The organism is Nocardia sp. NPDC005998 (assembly GCF_040614395.1).
In the GTDB taxonomy this organism is placed as follows: Bacteria; Actinomycetota; Actinomycetes; order Mycobacteriales; family Mycobacteriaceae; genus Nocardia.
Genome location: NZ_JBEXUI010000020.1, coordinates 128,155 through 148,093, shown reverse-complemented (window position 1 = coordinate 148,093; position 19,939 = coordinate 128,155). Strand labels below are relative to the sequence as shown.

The following is a 19,939-nucleotide window of genomic DNA, read 5'->3' as shown; positions in this document are numbered from 1 at the left end:
TCCCCCTTTTCTATCGGTTGGGTGGTGCTGGTCAGGAATTGGCCATGGCGAATAGCCCGCGCAGCGCGGCCGGGTCGAATTCGTTGTCGCTCTGACGCAGTGCGTCCAGCATCATGGCAACTTCGCGCGCAGTTTCGCGGCCAGGGTTGATGCCGAGGAAGTCCTTGGTGATCTTGGGTCCCCATTGATACAGCCCAGAGGCGGTGAGCGGCGCCCAGCCTGGTTCGAGCGTGCAGTCGAACATGTCGCCGTCGGTGAAGTGCTCGACCAGGAAACTGTCCGGGTCGCGCCAATAGTCGAAGATCTGACTGCCCTGAATGTGGCGGCCGATACCCCATGAGCGGCGATACCCGTGCTCGGCCAGGTATTGGCCGCCGGCGGCCATCGCATCGAGGTCGCAGACCTGATAAGCGGAATGCACGTAGCGGTTGGCCGGGCCCAGCGCCAACGCCAGGGTGTGGTGGTCGGCGGGGGTTGCCCCGCGGTCGCAGCGGTTGAAGCTCATGATCGGTCCGCGCTCGCGCTGGCCGGGGAAGAAATGAAAGTCGCTCACAATCAACCCCAGGTGGTCCAAAAACCAGTTCAGCGATTCGAGGTACTTGGTGGTCTGCCATACCACGTGCCCGAGCCGTTGTATCCGGGTGGGGACCCGCGGCGAGCGCTGGGGAGCGTTGACCCGGACCAGCTTGTGGCCGAAGTTGAACACGTGCGGCTCCTGGACGGGCAACTCAGGAAGCTGGTGCATCCCAGACGCCACCCGCACCGGCAACCCGCTGGGGTCGACCAGATCGACCGCCACCCCGCCGAGGCTTTCGGGCAGCGCTGAGACGCTGGCCCCCGTCGCCTCGGCCAAGCGCTGCACGTCGGACTTGTCCGTGGCGGCGAACGTCGGCCCGATGAACCGCGCGGTTGGACCATGGCGGATCACCAGGCACGGAGGGCCCTCGTCGCTGCCCCGCAACTGCAGCTCATCGTCGGAGCGCAGTGCGGTGGTGAAGCCGAACGCGTCGGCGAAGGCCTCGGCGCCGGCCAAGTCGGGCTTCTCGAACTCCAACCAAGCGACGTCGTGCACCTTGATGATCGGGTTGCGCGAGCGTCCAGGATGCTCTCCCTTGCGCGCACCCTCATCGCTGTGCAGGTCGTTGTGAGCACCGACGACATGTTCGCCCATTGGTGATGCTCCTCGTTGACTCAAACAAGGTCGCTATGCGGAGTTGACTCAAACAAGGTTGCTTTGCGGAAACTACCCCTCAGTGTGTCGACCGGTGGCCAAATGGTGGCAATAGGCGTTTGACGTTGGCGGGTCGGCCCCGCCCTCGCGGCGCCGGCCGAGATAGGGGTATTTCGGCCGAGCTGCCTCGGCGGCCGGCACGTCGGGCTAAGCGCAGCGGCGCACTCCAGCACCGTCAGAGTCGTTGCATTCACAGCGATTTCGCCGGTGGCGATCTCAGGATCAGCGTTGCCGTCCGGCCGCGGAAAGGGCGAGGGAGTTGGAGACGTCCAGCTCGCCCGAAGATGCCACTCATGGCCGGATCAACGTTGTTGTGACAGTTGATTACCGGTCCTGCTCGGCGGCCCGTTTTTGTGCAGCGGTTTCGCCGGTCGTGCTGCGGCGAGGGCCGCGTCGGTGTCGGCGGTGGCCAGATCGGCGTTCATATGGGCTCCGGCCAGGGCTCCGGCCGCGGCGGATGCTCCGACCTGGGCACCGAGGTCGGTGGCGTTGCCGGCGACCCATACCCCCGGCACGGACGTGGTTCCCGCCATACCGGTGACGAAGTGACGGCCCATGCCGTTGGGCAGGTCCTGCATCGGCAGTCCCAGGCTGGTCAGGCCGTCGGTGCGGGCATGCATAAGAGTGGCGACGGCGAGAACGCGGCGCGGGACTGCCTGCCCGTCCGTCAGTCGCACGCCGGTGATGTCGCCGCCGTCGGCAGACTCGACCGCGGCCACCGGGGTGTCCACCACCCGGATGCCGCGGGCGGCGAAGCGTGCGCGGGTGTCTTCGTCCAGATCTGTGCCGCGAGTGAAGTACACCAGGTCATCGGTGAGCTGCCGGAACAGCAGTGCGTGGTGGACGGAGGCCGGGCTCACGGCCAGGACCCCGATGGCCGTATCGCGCACCTCCCAGCCGTGGCAGTAGGGGCAGTGCACCACGCTGTGACCCCAGTGCTCGGCCAGCCCGGGGATGTCGGGTAGCACGTCACGCAGCCCGGTGGCGACCAGAAGTCGGCGGGCATGCAGGGTGCCGCCATCGGCGAGGGTGATCGTGAAACGCAGATCGCCGTCGACGGTCGCGTCGGCCGGGCGGGCGGAGATCACCTCGCCTTGTACGATCCGTCCACCGTAACGGCGCACTTCGTCCCGGCCGGTGCGCAGCAATTCTGCTGGCGGGAGTCCGTCGAGGCCGAGCAGGCCGTGCACGCCGACAGCAGCGGCGTTGCGTGGTGTGCCGCTGTCGATCACGACCACCGAGCGGCGGGATCGAGCGAGCATCAGGGCGCCGTTCAAGCCGGCGGCCCCGCCGCCGATCACCGCGACATCGACGGTTTCGGTGGGCAAGTGGTCAGTCAGGTGCATGGGTGCGGCCTTTCGGTTCTGGAGGGCACGGGACCATTGATGGGCGGGCCTATCGGGCGTCGCAGACGGCGCCGGTATGTCAGTTGCCGCTGTTGCCCTGGTCGAGGGCGGCAGCAGCAACCACCGGCCGATCTCCGGTGTGCTGTGTCCATTGGTGTCGTCGGTGAAGATCACCAGCCGGCGACCGGGCAGGTCTTCCAGCACGGCAAGTTCGTATTCCTCGCCGCCGATGGTGACGACGAGATCGACCGGCGCCGGGAGGGAATCAGTGGTCCGCGGGACCGCTAGTCTTTCGACCTCGATGGCGCGCCCAGGGGACGCGGCTCGGTACTCGCCTTCGAGAACCCAGGCCGGATCGTACGGGTAGGCCGCGATTTCGCTGAGTCCCGACCGGGATACGGTGTCCTCGTCGATGACGATGAGGGCATAGGTCCCGTTCGCTCCCGATACCGAACCCCTACGCCCCGAAGGGAATTCCGGATTGCTGCCGGGACGCACGTCCACCGTCCCGTCCACGATCTCGCCCTCGATCACCACGCCGTCCGCGCGGGCGGCCGTCACCGTCAAACCGCCCGTGTCGGTGGTGCTCCATCGTCCCGGAACGTCCGGCATGATGTGCGGTTCGGGTCCGGAGATGATGCCCTTGGCGACGACTTTCACCTTCCCCTGCGGTCCGGCCATGTCTTCCCACCGGGCCTTGCGCCAGGCTTCGTAGTCGGAGGTGACGTCCCCGGCGTCGGAGTTGTTTCCTGGTATCACTTGCTCTTCGGCGTTTGCCTGATCGGTGCTCATGAGATCTTCTGGCTTCCATCGGCGGTGGGGTTCGGCGGCGCCGGAACAGCGTCGGCGGAGGATGGGGCGCTCCCCGGAGTCCCCGCGGTTGCGGCGCCGCGGGGCAGGGTGCGTTCGGGTCCTCGCACCAGGACGTAGACAAGGACGACCGCCAGCACGCCGGCGCCGACCCACATCGCCTGTTGCCAGCCGGTGACGAAGGACTGCTGGGCAGCGTGGATGACTGCTTGCGACTGGGGACCGGCCGTATCCGCGGCCGCTACGGCATTGGCGATGCCTTGGCGGGCGGTGCCGGCGACATCGGCCGGGATTCCGTCGAGCCGGGGTTCGATGGCGCTGCGGTAGCCGATAGCCAGGATCGCTCCGAGCAATGCAACGCCGAGCGCGGTGCCCAGTTCTCTGGTGACGTCGTTCAGCGCGGACGCTACGCCCTGGCGTTCCCGCGGCAGAGAGCTGGTGATGGCTTCGGTAGCGGGTGTCATCGTTACACCCATGCCCAGTCCCATGGCGAGCATTCCGGGCAGTATCGAGAGGTAGCCACCGTCCACGGAGACGAGACCGGCCATCAGGGCCACGCCCGCGGCGCCCACGACGATCCCTGCCGCCATCGTCGAGCGGCTTCCGATGTGGGCGGCCACCCTCGGGGCCAGACCGGAGGCGATCATCATCACCAGCATTGTCGGCAGCAGCGCGAGGGTGGAGCGGAGACCGGACCAGCCGAGCACCGCCTGGAGATAGGGGAAGACCACCACGAAGATTCCCGCCTGCACGCCGAAGACCACCAGCAGGGCCGCGGAGCCGCTGGCAAGCCCTCGATCGCGGAAGAGGCGGACGTCGAGAAGCGGAACTTGTCTACGCAATTCCCACGTGACGAAACCGGTGACGCCGACGACCGCGACGAGCAGGCTCACGAGCGTCACCGGGGCGGTCCACCCTCGAACAGGTCCTTCGTCTAGGACGAGGATGAGGCCGACAACGGCGACCATCGACAACAATGAACCCACGGTGTCGAAATCGTGCTGTGCGTCCTCGCGTGAGTCGGGCACCGACCGCAGTGTCACGACCGTGGCCGCCACGACGAGCAGGATCGGCAGGACGAACAGCCACCGCCAGCTCGCCACGTCGACCAGAGCGGCCGACAGGAACATTCCCAGGATGCCGCCACCACCGGCGACGCCGGTCCACACGCCGATCGCCCGGGAACGTTCCTCGTCCGGAAACGTCGACGTGATGACGGCCAGGGTCACCGGCATGATCATCGCCGCTCCGACACCGCTCGCGAGCCGTGTCGCCAGCAAAATCTCGGCTGTCGGCGCGAGAGCCGCCGCGAGGTTCGCTATCCCGAACACGGCTAAACCGGTAAGCAGCACCGGTTTCCGGCCCCACCGATCACCGATCGCACCGAGCGGCAGCAGCAGAGCCGCCAGGCTGACGGTGTAGACGTTGATAATCCAGATAACGGTGCTCAGCGACGCGCCGAACTCGAGCGCGATCTGCGGTTGAGCGACGTTCAGCCCGCTCACCGACGCGACTACCGCCATCAGGGCCAGGCACACACCGACCAGGACCGAACGTCGCCGACGTGGGTCATCGAGTATCACCGGTGCGGCGCCCTGTCGTGGAGCGCGGTTTGTATGCACTATCTGTTCGGCCATCTAGGTCCTCCGGGTCCGTTCACCTCGTGTCGGGAACCACGATGCGCTGGCGCCGGGCATATCGGCAAAGGATCTTGCCGAATGGCAAAATGTGGGAATGGACGAAACGATCGAGCGAGCACTCGATGCCGTCGGGTCGAGGCTGAAGCAACTCCGGATGCGGCGTGAGACCACGCTGACCGCGTTGGCCGACCAAACCGGCATCTCGGCCAGCACCCTGTCCAGGCTCGAGGCGGGCCTGCGTCGCCCGACACTCGAGCAACTCCTGCCCCTCGCGCGCGCCTACGGGGTCACTCTCGACGAGCTCGTCGACGCACCACAAACGGGCGACCCGCGCATCAACCTGCGTCCGGTTGCCTGCCAGGACGGCTCGACGATCCTGCCCCTGACCCGCAGGCCGGGGGGCATCCAGGCCTACAAGTTCGTCCTGCCCACAGGGAACGACGACGAGGAACCCAGCCTGCGCACCCACGAGGGTTACGACTGGGTCTACGTGCTGAACGGAAGACTCCGCCTGGTCCTCGCCGAGCACGACCTCGTCCTCGGGCCAGGCGAGGCGGCGGAGTTCGACACCCGCACACCACACTGGTTCGGAGCCACCGGCTCAGGTCCCGTGGAGTTCCTCACCCTCGTCGGCAGACAGGGCGAGCGCGCACACGTTCGCGTAGCACCCATATCGGTCACGACCGAGTAGCCGGCCGCGCTGGAGGAATTCAGCTTGCTCGGCAGTGCATCTGCGCAGGAGCGGCTCACCCGACCAGGACCCGGCGCCCGCGCGTGACCCGCAGCGCTGTCGATGTGCGCCGCCGCGCCCCGGCGAGCGCGTCCACTGCTGCCTCGATGGCGGTGCCTGGCCTGGTTGACCGAAATCCGATCGGCCAACCGGACACCGAGACCTACATAGTCCGGACCTGGCGTCTGTAGCGCCCGTCGAACTGGGTGACCGCCTCCAGTGGCAGATTGCCATGAGGAGTCGATGTACGCGCGGTACTTCGGTTTCGTGTTAGGCCCGGCTGCTCAGATGATCGACGGGGTGCCACCGCTCAGCCATCGTCACGGGTGCCGCGGCGCTCCCGTACTTCTCCGATGGCCTAGGCCATGACGCGCTGCACCCAGGCCGCACAGTTCAAAAGGGTTATGTCGTCGTCGGACGGTCGGGAAAGGAGGATGCCGGTGCGGGGCCCGGGCCGGACGGCAGGTGTGGGCAGGGTGATGCCGCAGCTGCCGAGGTAGCTGAGCACCATGGTGGTGCGCAGGACGGCGGTGTTCGCATTGTCGTACCAATTCGGGTCGGACTGGAGGTCGGCTGCGCTCCGTGGGATGCGGCGCACGGTGGGGCACAGGAGCGTGGCGTCACCGAGATCGGCGGCGAACTCGGCACGCAAGGCAGACATCGCGGCATAGACGGGGCCGATGGAATCGCTTGTATGCGTATTGTTTTCGAGTCTGCGCCGGGTCGCGGGTTCGATCGGCATCGTCGAGTCGAGCCGGTGGCGATGCAGTCGGAAGGCCTCGGCGCCGACGATCGTTCCGTTGTCGTCCATCAGGTTCTGGGCATTCGACAGCGCAGGCAGATGACGGATCTGAACGTCAGCGCCTGCGGCACGGAGTTCGGCGACCGCGCGGTCGAACTCATCGGATATCTCCGCCGCGACGTCTTCGGACCATTCGCCCGCGGGGACGACGAACCGCGGTGGTAGCCGGCGGATACGGCCGGGCCCGGTGGGGGCGAGCACACGATCGAGAGCGGCGAGGTCTTCGACGGTGGTTGCGAACACGCCGACGCTGTCGAGTGTCGCGGACAGCGGCGCGAAGTCATGGGGGCCATATCTACCTGGGCTGGCGCGGTATCCGACGATGCCGCACAGCGCCGCGGGCACGCGCACAGATCCGGAGGTGTCGGTCCCGACAGCCAGCGGAACGATCCCGCGAGCGACCGCGACCGCGGATCCGGAGGACGATCCGCCTGGGATCAACTCCGGGTCGACGGGGTTGACGGGCGTGCCGAAGCAGAGGTTTATCCCGAGTCCCGAGAAGGCGAACTCGCTCAGATTGGTTTTGCCGATGGTGACAAGCCCGCTGTCGTGCACGCGACGCACGAGGTGGCTGTCCACGGCGGCGGGTTCATCGTGGAGGTGGCTGGCCGAGCCGCAGGTAGTGACGGTGCCTTGGACATCGAACACGTCCTTCCACACGATGGGGACCCCGTCGAGCCCGCTGCGGCGGGTGCCGCGCAGGGCGCGGCGGTCGCACGCCTCGGCCTGGTAGCGGGCACGGTCGCCGGTGACGGTAATCATCACTGCGGCCGAATCAGGTTGCCGGGCACGGTCGACCGCGGCGGCAACCAGCTGCGCCGAGGTAGTCTCGCCGCTCGCGAGGGCCTGCGCCATTGCGGTGGCGGTAGTCATGGGTAGGTACTCCCAGATGCTCGGGTCCGGAACGAATAGAGCACACGCTATCGCGCGGGCATCCGTGCGGATATGTGCGAATATCTACCTAATGCCCCCAGGAGTGTGTATATATCCATTCTCATTGGCCGCTGCAGTTCTGTTGACTGAGCGGCATGACAGCGTTGAGCTACCCGGAGCCGGTGACCATACCGGCCAGGCAGGCCCGGTCGGTGACCTTGCGCAAAGGCGAGCGATTACAGATCACCGACGTCGCCGGCGGCCAAGTGGGCGATGTGTTCGCCTACAACATCGATGACGTCACCGAGCATCACAGCGCCTCGCACACCCGCACCGACATCAGCCGCCTGTTCCCCGAGTTGGGCGAATCCTTCGTGACCAACCGGCGGCGCCCTATCCTCACCTATCTGGCCGATACCTCCCCGGGTCGGCACGACATGTTGATTGCCGCCTGCGATCCGGAACGCTATGCGGCATACGGCGATCCGAACCACGCCAGCTGCGCGGACAATCTGCGGCAAGCGATGGCCGACCTCGGACACCCGGCCCTGCCGTTCATCCCGCAGCCGATCAACGTCTTCATGCGCATCCCCGTCGCCGCGGATGGGAAGCTGTCCTGGCTCGAGGCCGCCACCGCGCCCGGGGATTCGATCACCTTCCGCGCAGACATGGCCTGCATCGTCGTCGTCTCGTCCTGCCCGCAAGACCACAACGTCATCAACGGCGCCGGACCCACCCCGCTGGCCCTGACCATCCTGTCCCCGACCACCGAGGAGAACAACGATGACCACCACTGAACTCGAACTGGCCCATCCCGCGCTCGAGCCGTTCGGCCTCGGCTCGCTGAAATTGCGCAACCGGTTCGCCGTCGCACCCATGACACGCATCTCCGCCGAACCCGACGGCACGCCGACCGCCCAGATGGCCGAGTACTACCGCGAGTACGCGGCGGGTGGATTCGGCTTGATCATCAGCGAGGGCATCTACCCGGATGCCGCCCACAGTCAGGGGTATTTCAATCAGCCCGGCTTGGTGACCGACGGGCACATCGCCGGATGGCGTGCGGTGGTCGACGCCGTGCACGCTGCCGGGGGCCCGATCGTCGCGCAGTTGATGCACGCCGGAGCCATCTCGCAGGGCAACGCCTATGGCTTCGAGACCATCGGACCGTCGGCCGTTGCGCCGCGTGGGCAGATGATGGCCGACTACGGCGGCGTCGGCGGAGCGTGGAACGCGCCCCGGGAAATGACCGCGCGCGATATCGACGATGTCGTCACCGGATACGCCGCCGCTGCCGAGAACGCCCGGACCGCGGGTTTCGACGGCGTCGAGATTCACGCGGCCAACGGCTATCTGCTCGATCAGTTCCTCACCGACTACACCAATCAGCGCACCGACGATTACGGCGGCCCAGTGCAGAATCGGATCCGCCTGACCGTGCGCGTGCTGCGGGCCGTTCGTGATGCGCTCGGTGATTTCCCCGTCGGTGTGCGACTGTCGCAGACCAAGGTCAACGACTTCACCTACCGCTGGCCCGGCGCCGACGCCGACGCGCGGGTCGTCTTCGCGGCCCTGTCCGACGCGACCTACCTGCACATCGCCAGTGAGGGTAGGAATTTCATCGAGACCTCGCGTTTCCCGAGCGGCTCGACCATCACGCAGCTGGCCCGTGCGGTGTCCGGCCGCCCGGTCATCGCCAATGGGGGCATGCATGCGCTCCCCCAGGCCGCCGATGTCCTGACCGGCGGGCACGCCGACGTGCTGTCCCTTGGCCAGGGTGCGCTGGCGAATCCGGACCTGCCGCGCCGGGTCGAGACGGGGGCGCCGTTGGCTCCGTTCGACCATGAGATGCTGCATCCCATGGCCACTTTGGACAGTGCCGCGGCATGGCGCGCACGAACCGGCAAATGAGCGATCGCAACTGGACCCGCGGTGCTGCCGCCGTGGCGACACTCACCTTCGATGTCGACGCGGAGACGCCCATCCTCGCGGAAGGGCGCCACTACGCCGACCATCCCATGGTGATGTCACACCAGTCCTACGGCCCGGACGTCGGCGTGCCGCGAATCCTCGATCTGCTCGATGAAATGACCATCCCCGCAACGTTCTTCGTGCCGGGCTGGGTGGCCGAGCAGCGTCCGGGCCTGGCCCGTTCGATCGTCGACCGCGGGCACGAGGTCGCGCACCACTCCTACAGTCACCGTGCGCCCACCTCGTTGCCACCTGGTGCCGAACGTGCGGATTTCGTCCGCGCACTGGATGTTTTCGCCGCACAGGGCATCGACATCGCCGGACATCGGGCAGCGATGTGGAGCGCCAGCCGCGAAACCATCGGTCTGGTCGCCGAATACGGGCTGACCTACGACTCATCGCTGATGGGTGACGACCGGCCGTACCTGGTCGACGGCACGCACGCGCCGGTGGTGGAGCTGCCGGTGCACTGGTCGCTCGACGATTGGGAGCAGTACGCCTATCTTCCCCAGCCGCGTATCGGCTCGGTCATCGAATCACCGGTCAAGGTCGAACGGATGTGGCGCGCCGAACTCGACGGGATGCGACATTACGGCTGTTTGTTCAACGTGTGTATGCACCCGTTCCTGACCGGACGGCCGGGCCGGATGATGGCTCTGCGCAACCTCATCTCGTATGCCCAGGAGTGCGGGGATGTGACCTTCGCGCGATGTCGCGACGTGGCGGCCCGGGCGCGCGAGGACGTGGGTACTCCGCATCGCCCGCTGCCGAGCTACAACGTGGATCCGGCGGTGTATCCGAACTGATTTCGCGTCTGCCGGTCACCGCGGAGCCGGGTGCGATGCGGTGCCCGGTCCGACGGTCTCGGCCGCCAGGGCCAGGAATAGGTCGACGGTGTCCTCGAGCCGATTAACGTTGCGGCCGGTCAACTCGGTGATCCGAGCCATGCGGTTACGCAGGGTGTTGACGTGCACATGCAGTGCCGCGGCCGTCACACCCCATTGGCCGTCATGGAGGAGGAAGGTTCGCAGGGTGTGTTCGAGTTCGGTGTGTGCACGTGTGTCGTGCTCGCGGATGATGCCGAGCACCTGATCGGTGAACCGATGCAGCACTTGTTCGTCGAGCAGGCCGAGCAGCATTCGGAAGGTAGCGATATCGGCGAAGGACGCCGTGTCCCGGCCGTCCTGCCCGCGCAGCACTTGGCAGACTTCTCTGGCGCGCACCAGCGGTTCCCGCAATGCGCTTGCGGCGGTAGCGATCTCGCCGATCCCGATGACGATCCGTGCAGCAGGCACTCGTCTACCGACCTCCGCCGAGAGTTCGCGGGCGAAACGCGTCAGCTCCGCCGACGTGTGCTCCCACGGACAGACGGCCACCACGTCCCGGCTTCCCGCCGCGGTGAACACCGGTATGCCGTGCGTAGCGAAGAACGCGCCGACGGCGTCGGCGATGTCGTCGGGCGGCAGGTCGGGGTTGCCGGACGGGGATACCGGCGCCAGCGCGAACACCCCCAGCGGTTGGTCCGACGGCACCCCGTACGCGCGCAGCCGCTGGCTCACCTCACCGCTGCGCCGCGGCCCGGAGAGGATCATCTCGAGCAGCTCGGCCGCGAAGCGCGCCTCGATGGCATGCACTGCCTGCTGTTTGGTGACCTCCAGGCTCAGGAATCGAGTCGCCTGGGCGAGAGCTTCCCGATCGGCCGCGGCCAGTTCGGTGGCCGGTTCCAAGCAGTACAGCCCGGCGTCGATCTCCCCCATCACGCCCTCGATGAGGTAGAGCGCGGACGGACCTGACTCCAGCAGATCGACCTCTATCGGCGGTGGTGTGCGGTTGAGCGCCGCGGCGGCGAGGCGGACCTGCTCCGCGGTCGGTTCGCAGCCGATACTGGCCAGGCAGCGCCCCTTGCGATCAACGACCAGCAGCGGCAGTTCCGTTTCGCCACGCAGGATTTCGAGCACGCCCGCCGCGCCGCTGCCGCGCGACAGCGCAGTGGCCAGCGCGTCCCCGCGGCGCACGGTCGCGGTCAGTTCCGCCTGCAGCACCTCGTTCTGGATCCGGGCAGCGGCCCGAGTGAGCGCGGCGAACGGCACCCCGATGCACAGTTCTACCAGTGGCAGACCACGCGAAATGCACAGCGCGGCAAGCTCTTCGGGAAGGGCGGGGGTCTGCGCCGTCAACCCGAACACCAATCCGATGGCACCGGCCCGCGCGACCGCGTCAACGAACCGCTCCGACGAAACGTGCGGCAACCACAGGCCATTGGTCAGCACCAGCTCGCCGGGCCGGATGTATCGCGACGGGTCGGGCAGTTCCGTGGTGTGCAGCCAGCGAATTTCCGCCGCCAGTCGTTCAGTGAGTTGCGGCGTCATCACCTGCAGCCCTAGCGCCGGATCGGCGACGAGCCGCCCAATGGTCAACATCTATAGAAATGTACACAGAGAATGGCTATCGATAGATAAATACACATCCCTATCTCGCGTCGAGCGGTGCTGTTATGAGATGAATCACTACCGAAAGAGGAAGTCATGTCATCCCCGCAATCGTCCGGCACCACAAGCACGGCGACCACCGACCCGGCTATCGGCGACACCGGCGTCCGGTTCGACGCTCACGGTGTACTACCCATTCCCGACCGGGAGCGGGACTGCTCTTCTTGGGAGCTGTTCTGGATCTGGTGTGGCGCGAATATCGCGCCCATCAACTGGGTGCTCGGCGCACTCGGAATCGCCCTCGGGCTGAGCCTGATCGAAACGCTGATCGTGGTCTCGGTCGGAAATCTTTTCGGCTGTGCGGTATTCGGCCTGTTCAATGTCATCGGCCACCGTACGGCCGTCAATCAGATGGTGCTCGGACGTTCGGCGTTCGGCATCACCGGAGCAGTGCTGCCGGCCCTCGTCCAAGGCCTGCTGACCATGGCGTGGGTGGGGGTCAACACCTGGGTCGTGCTCGATCTCGTGCTCGCCGTGCTGGAGCAGATCGGCATCCGGGGCGGCATGGAGCTGAAGGTCGTCGTCGCGGCGGTCATCATGGTGGTTCAGCTTGCGCTCGCGCTCTATGGGTTCTACGCGATCCGAACGTTCGAGAAGTACACGGTCCCGCTCACCATCGCGGTGATGGTGGCGATGACCGTGGTGGCGCTCGCCCGCACGCACCTCGACTGGACCGCCGCCCCAGCCGCGACGCCGGGCGGGAAACTCACTGCGATAACGCAACTCGTCACAGCGATCGGTGTCGGCTGGGGCCTCACCTGGATCCCGTACGCGGCGGACTACAGCCGATTCGCTCGGCCGAAGCTGCGCGCCAGGACCGTGTTCTTCGCATCGTCGGCCGGTATGTATCTGCCCACCGTCTGGCTCGCCGCGCTCGGCGCCTGCCTGGCAAGCGCCGGCGGCAGCGCCGACCCATCCACTCTCGTGGTCAGCACCTTCGGCACGCTCGCCGTCCCGGTACTGCTGCTGATCATGCACGGCCCGATCGCCACCAACATTCTCAATCTGTACTCGTGCTCGCTGGCCGCGCTGACCATCGGCATCCGCATCGCCCGATGGAAGGTCACGCTGTTCGCCGGCGTGGTGGCATCGGCGGTACTGGCGGTGTTCATCAACTCGTCGAGTTTCGCGCATGCCTTCGACAACTGGATGGTGTCGATCCTGATGTGGATCAGCCCATGGATGTCCATCCTGCTCGTCGACTACTTCCTGGTTCGCCGCCGCATCCTCTCGATCCCGGATCTGTACCGCGACGGCACGACATCGATCTACCGGAAGTTCAATGCGTGCGGCCTGGTGAGCCTCGCCGTCGGACTGCTCGCCGGCTGGTCCTGGCAGTACGGCATGGTCCCCGCCATGCAGGGGCCGATAGCCAAAGCCCTGGGTAACACCGACTTCTCCTGGTTGTCCAGCAGCCTGGTAGCCGGTGGCGTCTACGGCGTCCTGACCGTCCTGGCCTCCACTCGCCGCACCGGCGCGTGAATCGCCAGCCGGATCCTGACGGCCCCAACCCGGCGTCGAGAACGAGACTGCGGCGGTGATCTGAGCGATGTCGGAACTTGTTCTGCTGCACGGCTCCTGGTTCGACGGTTGGACATGGGGCGGGGTGGCCACCAGGCTCACCGCCGCGGGCCACCGAACGGCGGCACCGACGCTGGACGGCGCGGGCAGTCTGTGCCGCCATGTCGACAGTGTGCTCGACGTCGTCGCCGACCGTGGTGAGTCGGTAACGCTTGTCGCGCACAGCTATTCGGGCGTGGTCGCGACAGCGGCCGCAACCCGGCGACCGGGCACCGTCGGCTTGCGTTGGAGTTTATTGCTACTGCTGCCGATCGGGCGTGCGCGGCTATGCGCTGATACCGGCGGTAAGAATGGCGGCCAGTTCTCGATAGGCCTCGGCATCGTCGAGGCCGGTGTGCGTGCGGACCGTGCCGCGCTGGATACGAACCATCATGGTGGCGGCGAGGTCGGCGGCGAAGGCTGCGTGGACATCCCGGAAGTCGCCGGCCCGCACGCCCTCGTCGATCAGTTCCTGCACACGACGGGCGGCGATTCGGGTGTTCTTCTCGTAGATCTCGCGCGCCGGGATGAACGCGTGCAGGTCGAACATGAACTGGGTCGACGCGGGGGCGAGCGCGGTGCCGACAGCCGCCAGGTAGGCGGCGACGCGCTCGCGCGCGGTGCGGATCGGCGCGATGGCCGCCTCCACATCCTCGGTGGCGCGCCGGAAGAAGTGCACAGTCGCGGCCCTGACCAGCTGTTCCTTACTGCCTGCGAGGGTGTACAGCGTCGACTTGGAGCAGCGTAGGCGGGCGGCGATCTCGTCCAGGGTGAGGTGCGCGAACCCTTCGGTCAGGAACAACTCGACCAGGGCGTCGAACAGTTCGGTGCGTCTGCGGGTAGCGAAGCCGGCGCGCGTTGACTGATCCATGACGCCGAATAGTACTGAAGTTCCTCTTGTAGTACTGGTCACTCGACAGTACTGTTCCCGGTAATCAAGTACTGTCTCCCGTAGTCGAGGTGATGTGTGGCCGTCGAACGTTTGCTGCCCAGCGAAGAAGCCCGTGATCTGATCCAGCTCACGCGGGAGATCGCCGACAAGATCCTTGCCCCGGTCGTCGACCAGCACGAACGCGACGAGACCTATCCCGAGGGAGTGTTCGCCACGCTCGGCGAAGCGGGCCTGCTGAGCCTGCCGTATCCGGAGGAGTGGGGCGGTAGCGGTCAGCCTTGCGAGGTGTATCTACAGGTGCTCGAGGAGATCGCCGCACGGTGGGCCGCGGTGGCGGTGGCGGTGAGCGTGCACAGCCTGGCCTGCCATCCGCTGCTCGCGTTCGGGACCGACGAGCAGAAGCAGCGATGGCTCCCGGATATGTTGGGCGGCAACCTGATCGGCGCGTACAGCCTGTCCGAGCCGCAGGCCGGGTCCGATGCCGCCGCGATCGCGTGCCGGGCCACCGCGGTCGAGGGTGGCTATCGCGTGAACGGTACGAAGGCCTGGATCACGCACGGCGGCAGGGCGGACTTCTATAACTTGTTCGCGCGATCGGGTGCGGGGTCGCGGGGCCTCACCTGCTTTCTCGTGCCGAATGACACCGCAGGGCTGAGCTTCGGCAAGCCGGAACAGAAGATGGGCCTGCACGCGGTGCCGACCACGACCGCTCACTACGACGACGCGCTCCTTCCCACCGAGCGCCGGATCGGCGCGGAGGGGCAAGGACTCCAAATCGCTCTCAGCGCATTGGATTCCGGCCGACTCGGCATCGCCGCGGTCGCCACCGGTCTGGCGCAGGCGGCCCTGGACGAGGCGGTCGCCTACGCCAAGGAGCGGACCACATTCGGTAAGCCGATCATCGACCACCAAGGTCTGGGTTTTCTGCTCGCCGATATGGCCGCGGCCGTGGATTCCGCGCGGGCGACCTACCTGGATGCCGCGCGTCGCCGCGACGCGGGGTTGCCGTATACGCGGCAAGCGAGTGTGGCCAAGCTGGTCGCCACCGATGCCGCGATGAAGGTGACCACCGATGCGGTGCAGGTGTTCGGCGGCTACGGCTACACCCGCGACTTCCGCGTCGAGCGGTACATGCGCGAAGCCAAGATCACGCAGATCTTCGAAGGCACCAACCAGATTCAGCGACTGGTGATCAGCCGGTCACTGGGCCGTTGACCACCTGTCGCGAGAGGTTTCACCTCTGCGCACTTCCGTCTTTGCGCCGCCGAGGCGGTGACAACGCTCAGCAGCACTCTGAGCAACTCCTGCTCCCAAGTCAGGACCTCCCCGAGGTCACCGCGGCGAGTGACCGGTCGTAGAGTTCGGCGATATCCGACCGGCCGCCACTGCGGACCCAGGCAACACTTGCCGCGTCGACGCACGCGAACACCGTGGCGATGATCGCACGGGCGCGCGGATCCTGATCCGAGCCGACGGCGATACCCAGCCGCCGCTCGATGACCGGCACCAGATTCGCCTGCCAACGCAGCCTTTTCGTCACATAGCCTGCGTGCAGCGACGGAGTGTCGAAGATCAGGGTGGACAAGCGCAGGACCTGATCAGGCGTGTGATTGTCGGTCATGATGGCGAGAAACCCGACGCGCAGGGCATCCCAGGCGGAGACGTCGACGGGCTGGTCATCGACTGTCTGCCTGAGCAGTTCACCCAGCGCGTCCTGATCACCGCACACCAGATCTTCCTTGGTGCCGAAGTAGCGGAACAGCGAGCGCTGGGAGATGCCCGCTTCGCGTGCGATCTGCGCGACGGTCGTGTTGTCGTACCCCTGCTCCTCGAACAGGCGGATCGCTGTATCCAGGATCTCCCGTACCGCGATCTGCCGGGAACGCTCCCACAGAGTCGGCTCGGCCGTCGGATTCGTCACGACCACCATGGTAGCGAACGATGACCGAATTTCAGTTGGCGCAAATCTGTCACCAACTGCCAACCTGACGTAGAGTGACCATAACTCACCGACAACCTGGGAGATTCAATGACCGCGGTCGACTATCGGGGACAGACCACACTGGTGACCGGCGCCAGCGCAGGCATCGGCACGGAATTTGCGCGCAAGCTCGCCGAGCGGGGATCGAACCTGATCCTGGTGGCCCGGCGCGAAGAACGGCTCGAATCGCTGGCCGCCGAACTGATTTCGGCCCACGGGATAAATGTCCACGTACTCGCGACCGACCTCGCACGCGACAATATCGGCGAGGTGCTCGCCACCGAGATCGCCCGCCGGGGCCTGCGGGTCACCAGCGTCGTGAACAATGCCGGTTTCGGCACTTTCGGGCCGCTGCATACCGACCAACCCGAGCGGCTACGGCAGGAGATCGCGGTGAACACCACCGCCGTGGTCGACATCAGCCGCGCTTTCATCGGCCAACTGCGCGACTACGGCCGCGGCGTCCTGATCAACGTCGCCAGCATGGCCGCCTATCAGCCCACTCCCCGCATGGCCGTCTATGGTGCGACCAAGGCGTTCGTCTTGAGCTTCACCGAGGCGCTCTGGGCGGAGTCGCGAGGGACCGGCCTGCGGGTGCTCGCCCTGTCGCCGGGCGCGACGCGAACCGAGTTCTTCGATGTTGTCGGCACACAGGACGCGGCCGGCGGCACTGCGATGCAGTCCCCGGCCGAGGTCGTGGCCACCGCGCTGGCCGCGCTGGATCGGCGGAACCCGCCGCCGAGTGTGATCTCCGGCTTCCGGAATCGGTTGATGGCAGCGGCGGCACGCCATCTGGCAACCCGGCGACAGCACCTCGCTGTCATCGATCGGATGACGGCGCCGAACTCCGCGTGATCGTCGCGAACACGAGCAATGCTGCGTCGCCACAGGAATGCGGCGCCGAGCAGCACACCCGCCTGATCGCGATCGTCACTGCACTCCGCGCGTTCGCGCCCGGGTTCGTCAGATGCGCTCCGCCGAAGAACAGCGCGGTGATCGCCAGCACGGCATGGCTACCGCGGTAGCCGTGACCTCGATCAGGTGGTAGCCGACGTCCAGCGCCGCGACGCCAACAGTGTGGCCGGTGCGGCCGTGGAGATCCGCGGCGTCACCGCAGGGCAACACCTGCCCCTATAGGGGGATGCCACCACGCTTGGAGTGCACCCCCACCGGATACTGCGGGAGAGGCTGGGCTGACGGGATAGCGCGCTACTTCCAGGCCGCGGAGCAGATTCGGCTCGGCATCTCGGCCGCCGTGGGCCGCGACGAACGGGGGGACTCGGCTGGGTACTGTCCTTCCGCGCCGAACCGCTTGCCCCTGAACAGATTTCACTTGAGCATTACCATCCAGCAGTACTCGTTTGACAACCTCCTGACCGTGCCTGGTCGGCCAGTGCAGCAGCAGTGCCATTCTGCTCACCGTCGCAGCCAGCTGTCATGTCAACCGGCACCCGGCGCGACCATCCAGTCCCAGTGCGGCGGCGCACTGCAGGCGCTGCAGTGCGGTCGTACCGAGCCGCCAATGCCAGCAGGTCTATAGCACGGCATGGACGTCCCAGCGCGACACACTCAGGACCCGATGCCGGCCCGGCCGTCTCTCGGCGCGACACCTCGCCCGGTATGACGCCGGGATCGCCGTCATGCCAGCGGGTCCCTGAGTGCGTCGTCGGCCAGAGATCGCTCGATGCTGGGATCGAAGGTCTGCGACGAGATCGGTTCCGCCGCACGCCGATACGTGGCACCGTCGAAGAAATCAACCGAATTTGATCATCGAATTCTTATGCGGAATGAAGATCAAATTGTGTTACAGCGGCAAAATCTGCCGTTTGCCCACTGTTAACGGTGACTATCCGCACAAAAAATAAAAGTGGACTTGCAGATCTCTTTCTCATAACATTCGTGGTGCGCGCCGTGATGGCGTCGTTATCCATCTGTGAAAGGAAACTCCGTACATGGTCTCTCGCAAGGTCCTTGCCGCCGCCGCGACCGTCTCCGCCGCCGCCCTGTTCTTCGGCCCTGCCGCGATGGCGTCCGCCGCTACCCCCGTCGCTACGGCTGCCGGCACCGGCTCTGCGGGCCTGGGCTCGGGTTCGGCCGATGGTGGCTCGTCCACAGGTTCGGCCGGCTCGTCCACCGGCTCCGCCACGCTCGACTCCGGCAGCTCGGCCATCAACAACGGCACCTCCGCCGTCCTCAACATCATCAATTCGATCACCGGTATCAGGGACCTGACCCAGCCCAAGCCCGCGTCCTGATTCGGTCTCGGTAGATCACCGCTTCCGTCCGTATTGCCCCTCGGGGCCGTATTTCATTTGTGCCGCTACGCTATGTGGCGGCAAGTACGGGCTATTGCAGCAAGTTTGCCATGATCGAATTGGTCATTCGCCATGTCGAGTAGCCGCGGCGGGTGAACTATACCGATTCCGTTTGCCTGCCAACGAGATAGCCCTCCGCACTGTGCGTGCGGGGGCTTCCTTGAACACCGGGTTTCGTGCCGTTCGAAGAACTCGCCGGACGGCACGAAATTTCCGGGTAGTTCGAAACGCAACCCGTCGTTGCGGCAGTGCCGCGGGACGCGCCCCTCTCAGTGGCGCCTGCCGCGGCGATAGCCTGCTGGGTTGACCGCGCCCAGTCCGCCGGTCGGCAGTAGGGATGCGCGCACACCGGGCGCTCTCGACATGCCCGATATGGATTGTGCAGGTGTGCCGAGCAGCGACGACGTCAATCCCGCTTCCGGAGTGCATCGCGTCGTGCCAGGGTCGCTGCGATGCCGTCCGCTGCTGCGCGCACCGACGCCGCGTGCTGCTGCGGGCGGAAGCGAGTTACCGGACCGGTGACGCTGACTGCTGCGAGCACCCGCTCATCGGCGTCGAGCACCGGCGCGGCGACGCACACAATTCCCACCGCGGACTCCTCGAACTCGAAGGCGATCCCGCTCTCGACCACGTTATCGAGCTGTTTACGGAGCGTCCCTCGTGCAGTGATCGTCCGCGGCGCCAGTCGCGGCAGCGGTTCCGCAAGGACCGCCTGCCGCACCTCCGCGGGAGCATGGGCCAGCAGCGCCTTGCCAATGGCGGTGGCGTGCAAGGGCATCCGGCCGCCCAGTCGCGAGGGCGAGCGCACCTGCCGGTGGCCACCTATCTTCGCGACGTACACCACCTCCTGGCTCTCCAGGAGCCCCAGGTGCACCAACTCGTGAGTGCGTTCGTAGAGGTCCTCGAGGAAGGGTGTGGCCACCTCGATCAGGCCTCGCTCGACCGAGGCCCGCATGCCGAGTTCGAAGAGGTGACCGCCCAGATGATAGGCACCACCGATCCGATCCAGCAGGCGTGTCGACTCGAGATCGCCCAATATGCGGTGCAGCGTTGCCTTGGGCAGCCGCGTACGCCGTTGCAACTCGGCGAAACCGACTCCCTGGTCCTCGACCTCGAACGCGTGCAGTACCGACATCACCTTGCCCAGCACTGTGTCCGCATTCGGCTCGGCACGCCTTGCGGAATCAGGCACTTCATGCCTCTCGATCAGCGGGTCACCAGTATCTCAGTCACGCCTTCCGTCGAGGTGGTCAGGAAGGTTTCGGGCAGCGATCCCTCGTCGGCGGCGAAGCTCACGAA

General features: G+C 66.4%; 16 protein-coding genes and 2 pseudogenes. 9 read left to right on the top strand and 9 right to left on the bottom strand.

Going from position 1 to position 19,939, the window contains the following annotated elements:
* Positions 1 to 31: 31 nt before the first annotated feature.
* The 4 genes and pseudogenes from ABZ293_RS25255 to ABZ293_RS25240 all read right to left on the bottom strand — a co-directional run bounded on the left by ABZ293_RS25255 (position 32) and on the right by ABZ293_RS25240 (position 5,024).
* Positions 32 to 1,171, bottom strand: a complete 1,140-nt coding sequence (locus ABZ293_RS25255) for a 2,3-dihydroxybiphenyl 1,2-dioxygenase (protein ID WP_355184412.1) — start codon at positions 1,169 to 1,171, stop codon at positions 32 to 34.
* 144 nt (positions 1,172 to 1,315) lie between these two features.
* Positions 1,316 to 1,473 (bottom strand): annotated as a pseudogene (locus ABZ293_RS25250) (hypothetical protein); the annotation flags it as partial.
* 60 nt (positions 1,474 to 1,533) lie between these two features.
* Complete coding sequence (locus tag ABZ293_RS25245) at positions 1,534 to 3,369, bottom strand: FAD-dependent oxidoreductase (RefSeq protein ID WP_355184410.1); 1,836 nt, start codon at positions 3,367 to 3,369, stop codon at positions 1,534 to 1,536.
* Positions 3,366 to 5,024, bottom strand: coding sequence for an MFS transporter (locus tag ABZ293_RS25240; protein WP_355184408.1), 1,659 nt, complete (start codon positions 5,022 to 5,024; stop codon positions 3,366 to 3,368). Before ABZ293_RS25240 ends, ABZ293_RS25245 begins: the two co-directional genes overlap by 4 nt.
* Positions 5,025 to 5,121: 97 nt before the next feature.
* On the opposite strand from ABZ293_RS25240, the gene ABZ293_RS25235 reads away from it, so the two are divergent.
* Complete coding sequence (locus tag ABZ293_RS25235; RefSeq protein ID WP_355184406.1) at positions 5,122 to 5,718, top strand: XRE family transcriptional regulator; 597 nt, start codon at positions 5,122 to 5,124, stop codon at positions 5,716 to 5,718.
* 397 nt (positions 5,719 to 6,115) lie between these two features.
* Here the strand turns inward: ABZ293_RS25235 and ABZ293_RS25230 are convergent, their stop codons facing one another.
* The gene (locus ABZ293_RS25230; protein WP_355184404.1) at positions 6,116 to 7,432 is read right to left on the bottom strand and encodes an amidase family protein; all 1,317 of its coding nucleotides are present in this window, start codon (positions 7,430 to 7,432) and stop codon (positions 6,116 to 6,118) included.
* Between the two features lie 155 nt (positions 7,433 to 7,587).
* On the opposite strand from ABZ293_RS25230, the gene ABZ293_RS25225 reads away from it, so the two are divergent.
* Genes ABZ293_RS25225 through ABZ293_RS25215 form a run of 3 tightly spaced genes read left to right on the top strand, consistent with a single transcriptional unit; the run spans position 7,588 to position 10,209 of the window.
* A complete protein-coding gene (locus tag ABZ293_RS25225) occupies positions 7,588 to 8,229 on the top strand; it encodes an urea carboxylase-associated family protein (RefSeq protein WP_355184402.1) in 642 nt (213 codons plus the stop codon).
* Positions 8,216 to 9,343 (top strand): NADH:flavin oxidoreductase, encoded by a 1,128-nt coding sequence (locus ABZ293_RS25220; protein WP_355184401.1) that lies wholly within the window; start codon positions 8,216 to 8,218, stop codon positions 9,341 to 9,343. The genes ABZ293_RS25225 and ABZ293_RS25220 overlap by 14 nt, the downstream gene beginning before the upstream one ends.
* Positions 9,340 to 10,209, top strand: coding sequence for a polysaccharide deacetylase (locus tag ABZ293_RS25215; RefSeq protein WP_355184399.1), 870 nt, complete (start codon positions 9,340 to 9,342; stop codon positions 10,207 to 10,209). Before ABZ293_RS25220 ends, ABZ293_RS25215 begins: the two co-directional genes overlap by 4 nt.
* A gap of 15 nt (positions 10,210 to 10,224) precedes the next feature.
* Here ABZ293_RS25215 and ABZ293_RS25210 read toward each other — a convergent pair whose 3' ends face one another.
* Positions 10,225 to 11,823, bottom strand: a complete 1,599-nt coding sequence (locus ABZ293_RS25210) for a PucR family transcriptional regulator ligand-binding domain-containing protein (RefSeq protein WP_355184397.1) — start codon at positions 11,821 to 11,823, stop codon at positions 10,225 to 10,227.
* A gap of 105 nt (positions 11,824 to 11,928) precedes the next feature.
* Here ABZ293_RS25210 and ABZ293_RS25205 point away from each other — a divergent pair, with 105 nt between their 5' ends.
* Positions 11,929 to 13,374 (top strand): cytosine permease, encoded by a 1,446-nt coding sequence (locus ABZ293_RS25205; RefSeq protein ID WP_355184395.1) that lies wholly within the window; start codon positions 11,929 to 11,931, stop codon positions 13,372 to 13,374.
* Positions 13,375 to 13,441: 67 nt separating this feature from the next.
* Positions 13,442 to 13,711, top strand: a pseudogene (locus tag ABZ293_RS25200) (alpha/beta fold hydrolase); the annotation flags it as partial.
* 27 nt (positions 13,712 to 13,738) lie between these two features.
* On the opposite strand, the gene ABZ293_RS25195 reads toward ABZ293_RS25200, so the two are convergent.
* Entirely contained in the window at positions 13,739 to 14,323 is a 585-nt protein-coding gene (locus tag ABZ293_RS25195; protein WP_355184393.1) for a TetR/AcrR family transcriptional regulator, read from the bottom strand.
* A gap of 96 nt (positions 14,324 to 14,419) precedes the next feature.
* Here ABZ293_RS25195 and ABZ293_RS25190 point away from each other — a divergent pair, with 96 nt between their 5' ends.
* Positions 14,420 to 15,559, top strand: a complete 1,140-nt coding sequence (locus tag ABZ293_RS25190; RefSeq protein WP_355184391.1) for an acyl-CoA dehydrogenase family protein — start codon at positions 14,420 to 14,422, stop codon at positions 15,557 to 15,559.
* A gap of 100 nt (positions 15,560 to 15,659) precedes the next feature.
* On the opposite strand, the gene ABZ293_RS25185 is transcribed toward ABZ293_RS25190, so the two are convergent.
* Positions 15,660 to 16,265, bottom strand: coding sequence for a TetR family transcriptional regulator (locus ABZ293_RS25185; RefSeq protein ID WP_355184389.1), 606 nt, complete (start codon positions 16,263 to 16,265; stop codon positions 15,660 to 15,662).
* A gap of 108 nt (positions 16,266 to 16,373) precedes the next feature.
* On the opposite strand from ABZ293_RS25185, the gene ABZ293_RS25180 reads away from it, so the two are divergent.
* Both ABZ293_RS25180 and ABZ293_RS25175 read left to right on the top strand, forming a co-directional pair.
* On the top strand, positions 16,374 to 17,180 hold the full coding sequence (locus ABZ293_RS25180; protein ID WP_355184387.1) for an SDR family oxidoreductase: 807 nt from the start codon (positions 16,374 to 16,376) through the stop codon (positions 17,178 to 17,180).
* Positions 17,181 to 18,277: 1,097 nt separating this feature from the next.
* Positions 18,278 to 18,580, top strand: coding sequence for a hypothetical protein (locus ABZ293_RS25175; RefSeq protein WP_355184385.1), 303 nt, complete (start codon positions 18,278 to 18,280; stop codon positions 18,578 to 18,580).
* 466 nt (positions 18,581 to 19,046) lie between these two features.
* On the opposite strand, the gene ABZ293_RS25170 is transcribed toward ABZ293_RS25175, so the two are convergent.
* Positions 19,047 to 19,775, bottom strand: a complete 729-nt coding sequence (locus ABZ293_RS25170) for an IclR family transcriptional regulator (RefSeq protein ID WP_355184444.1) — start codon at positions 19,773 to 19,775, stop codon at positions 19,047 to 19,049.
* Positions 19,776 to 19,939 lie beyond the last annotated feature (164 nt).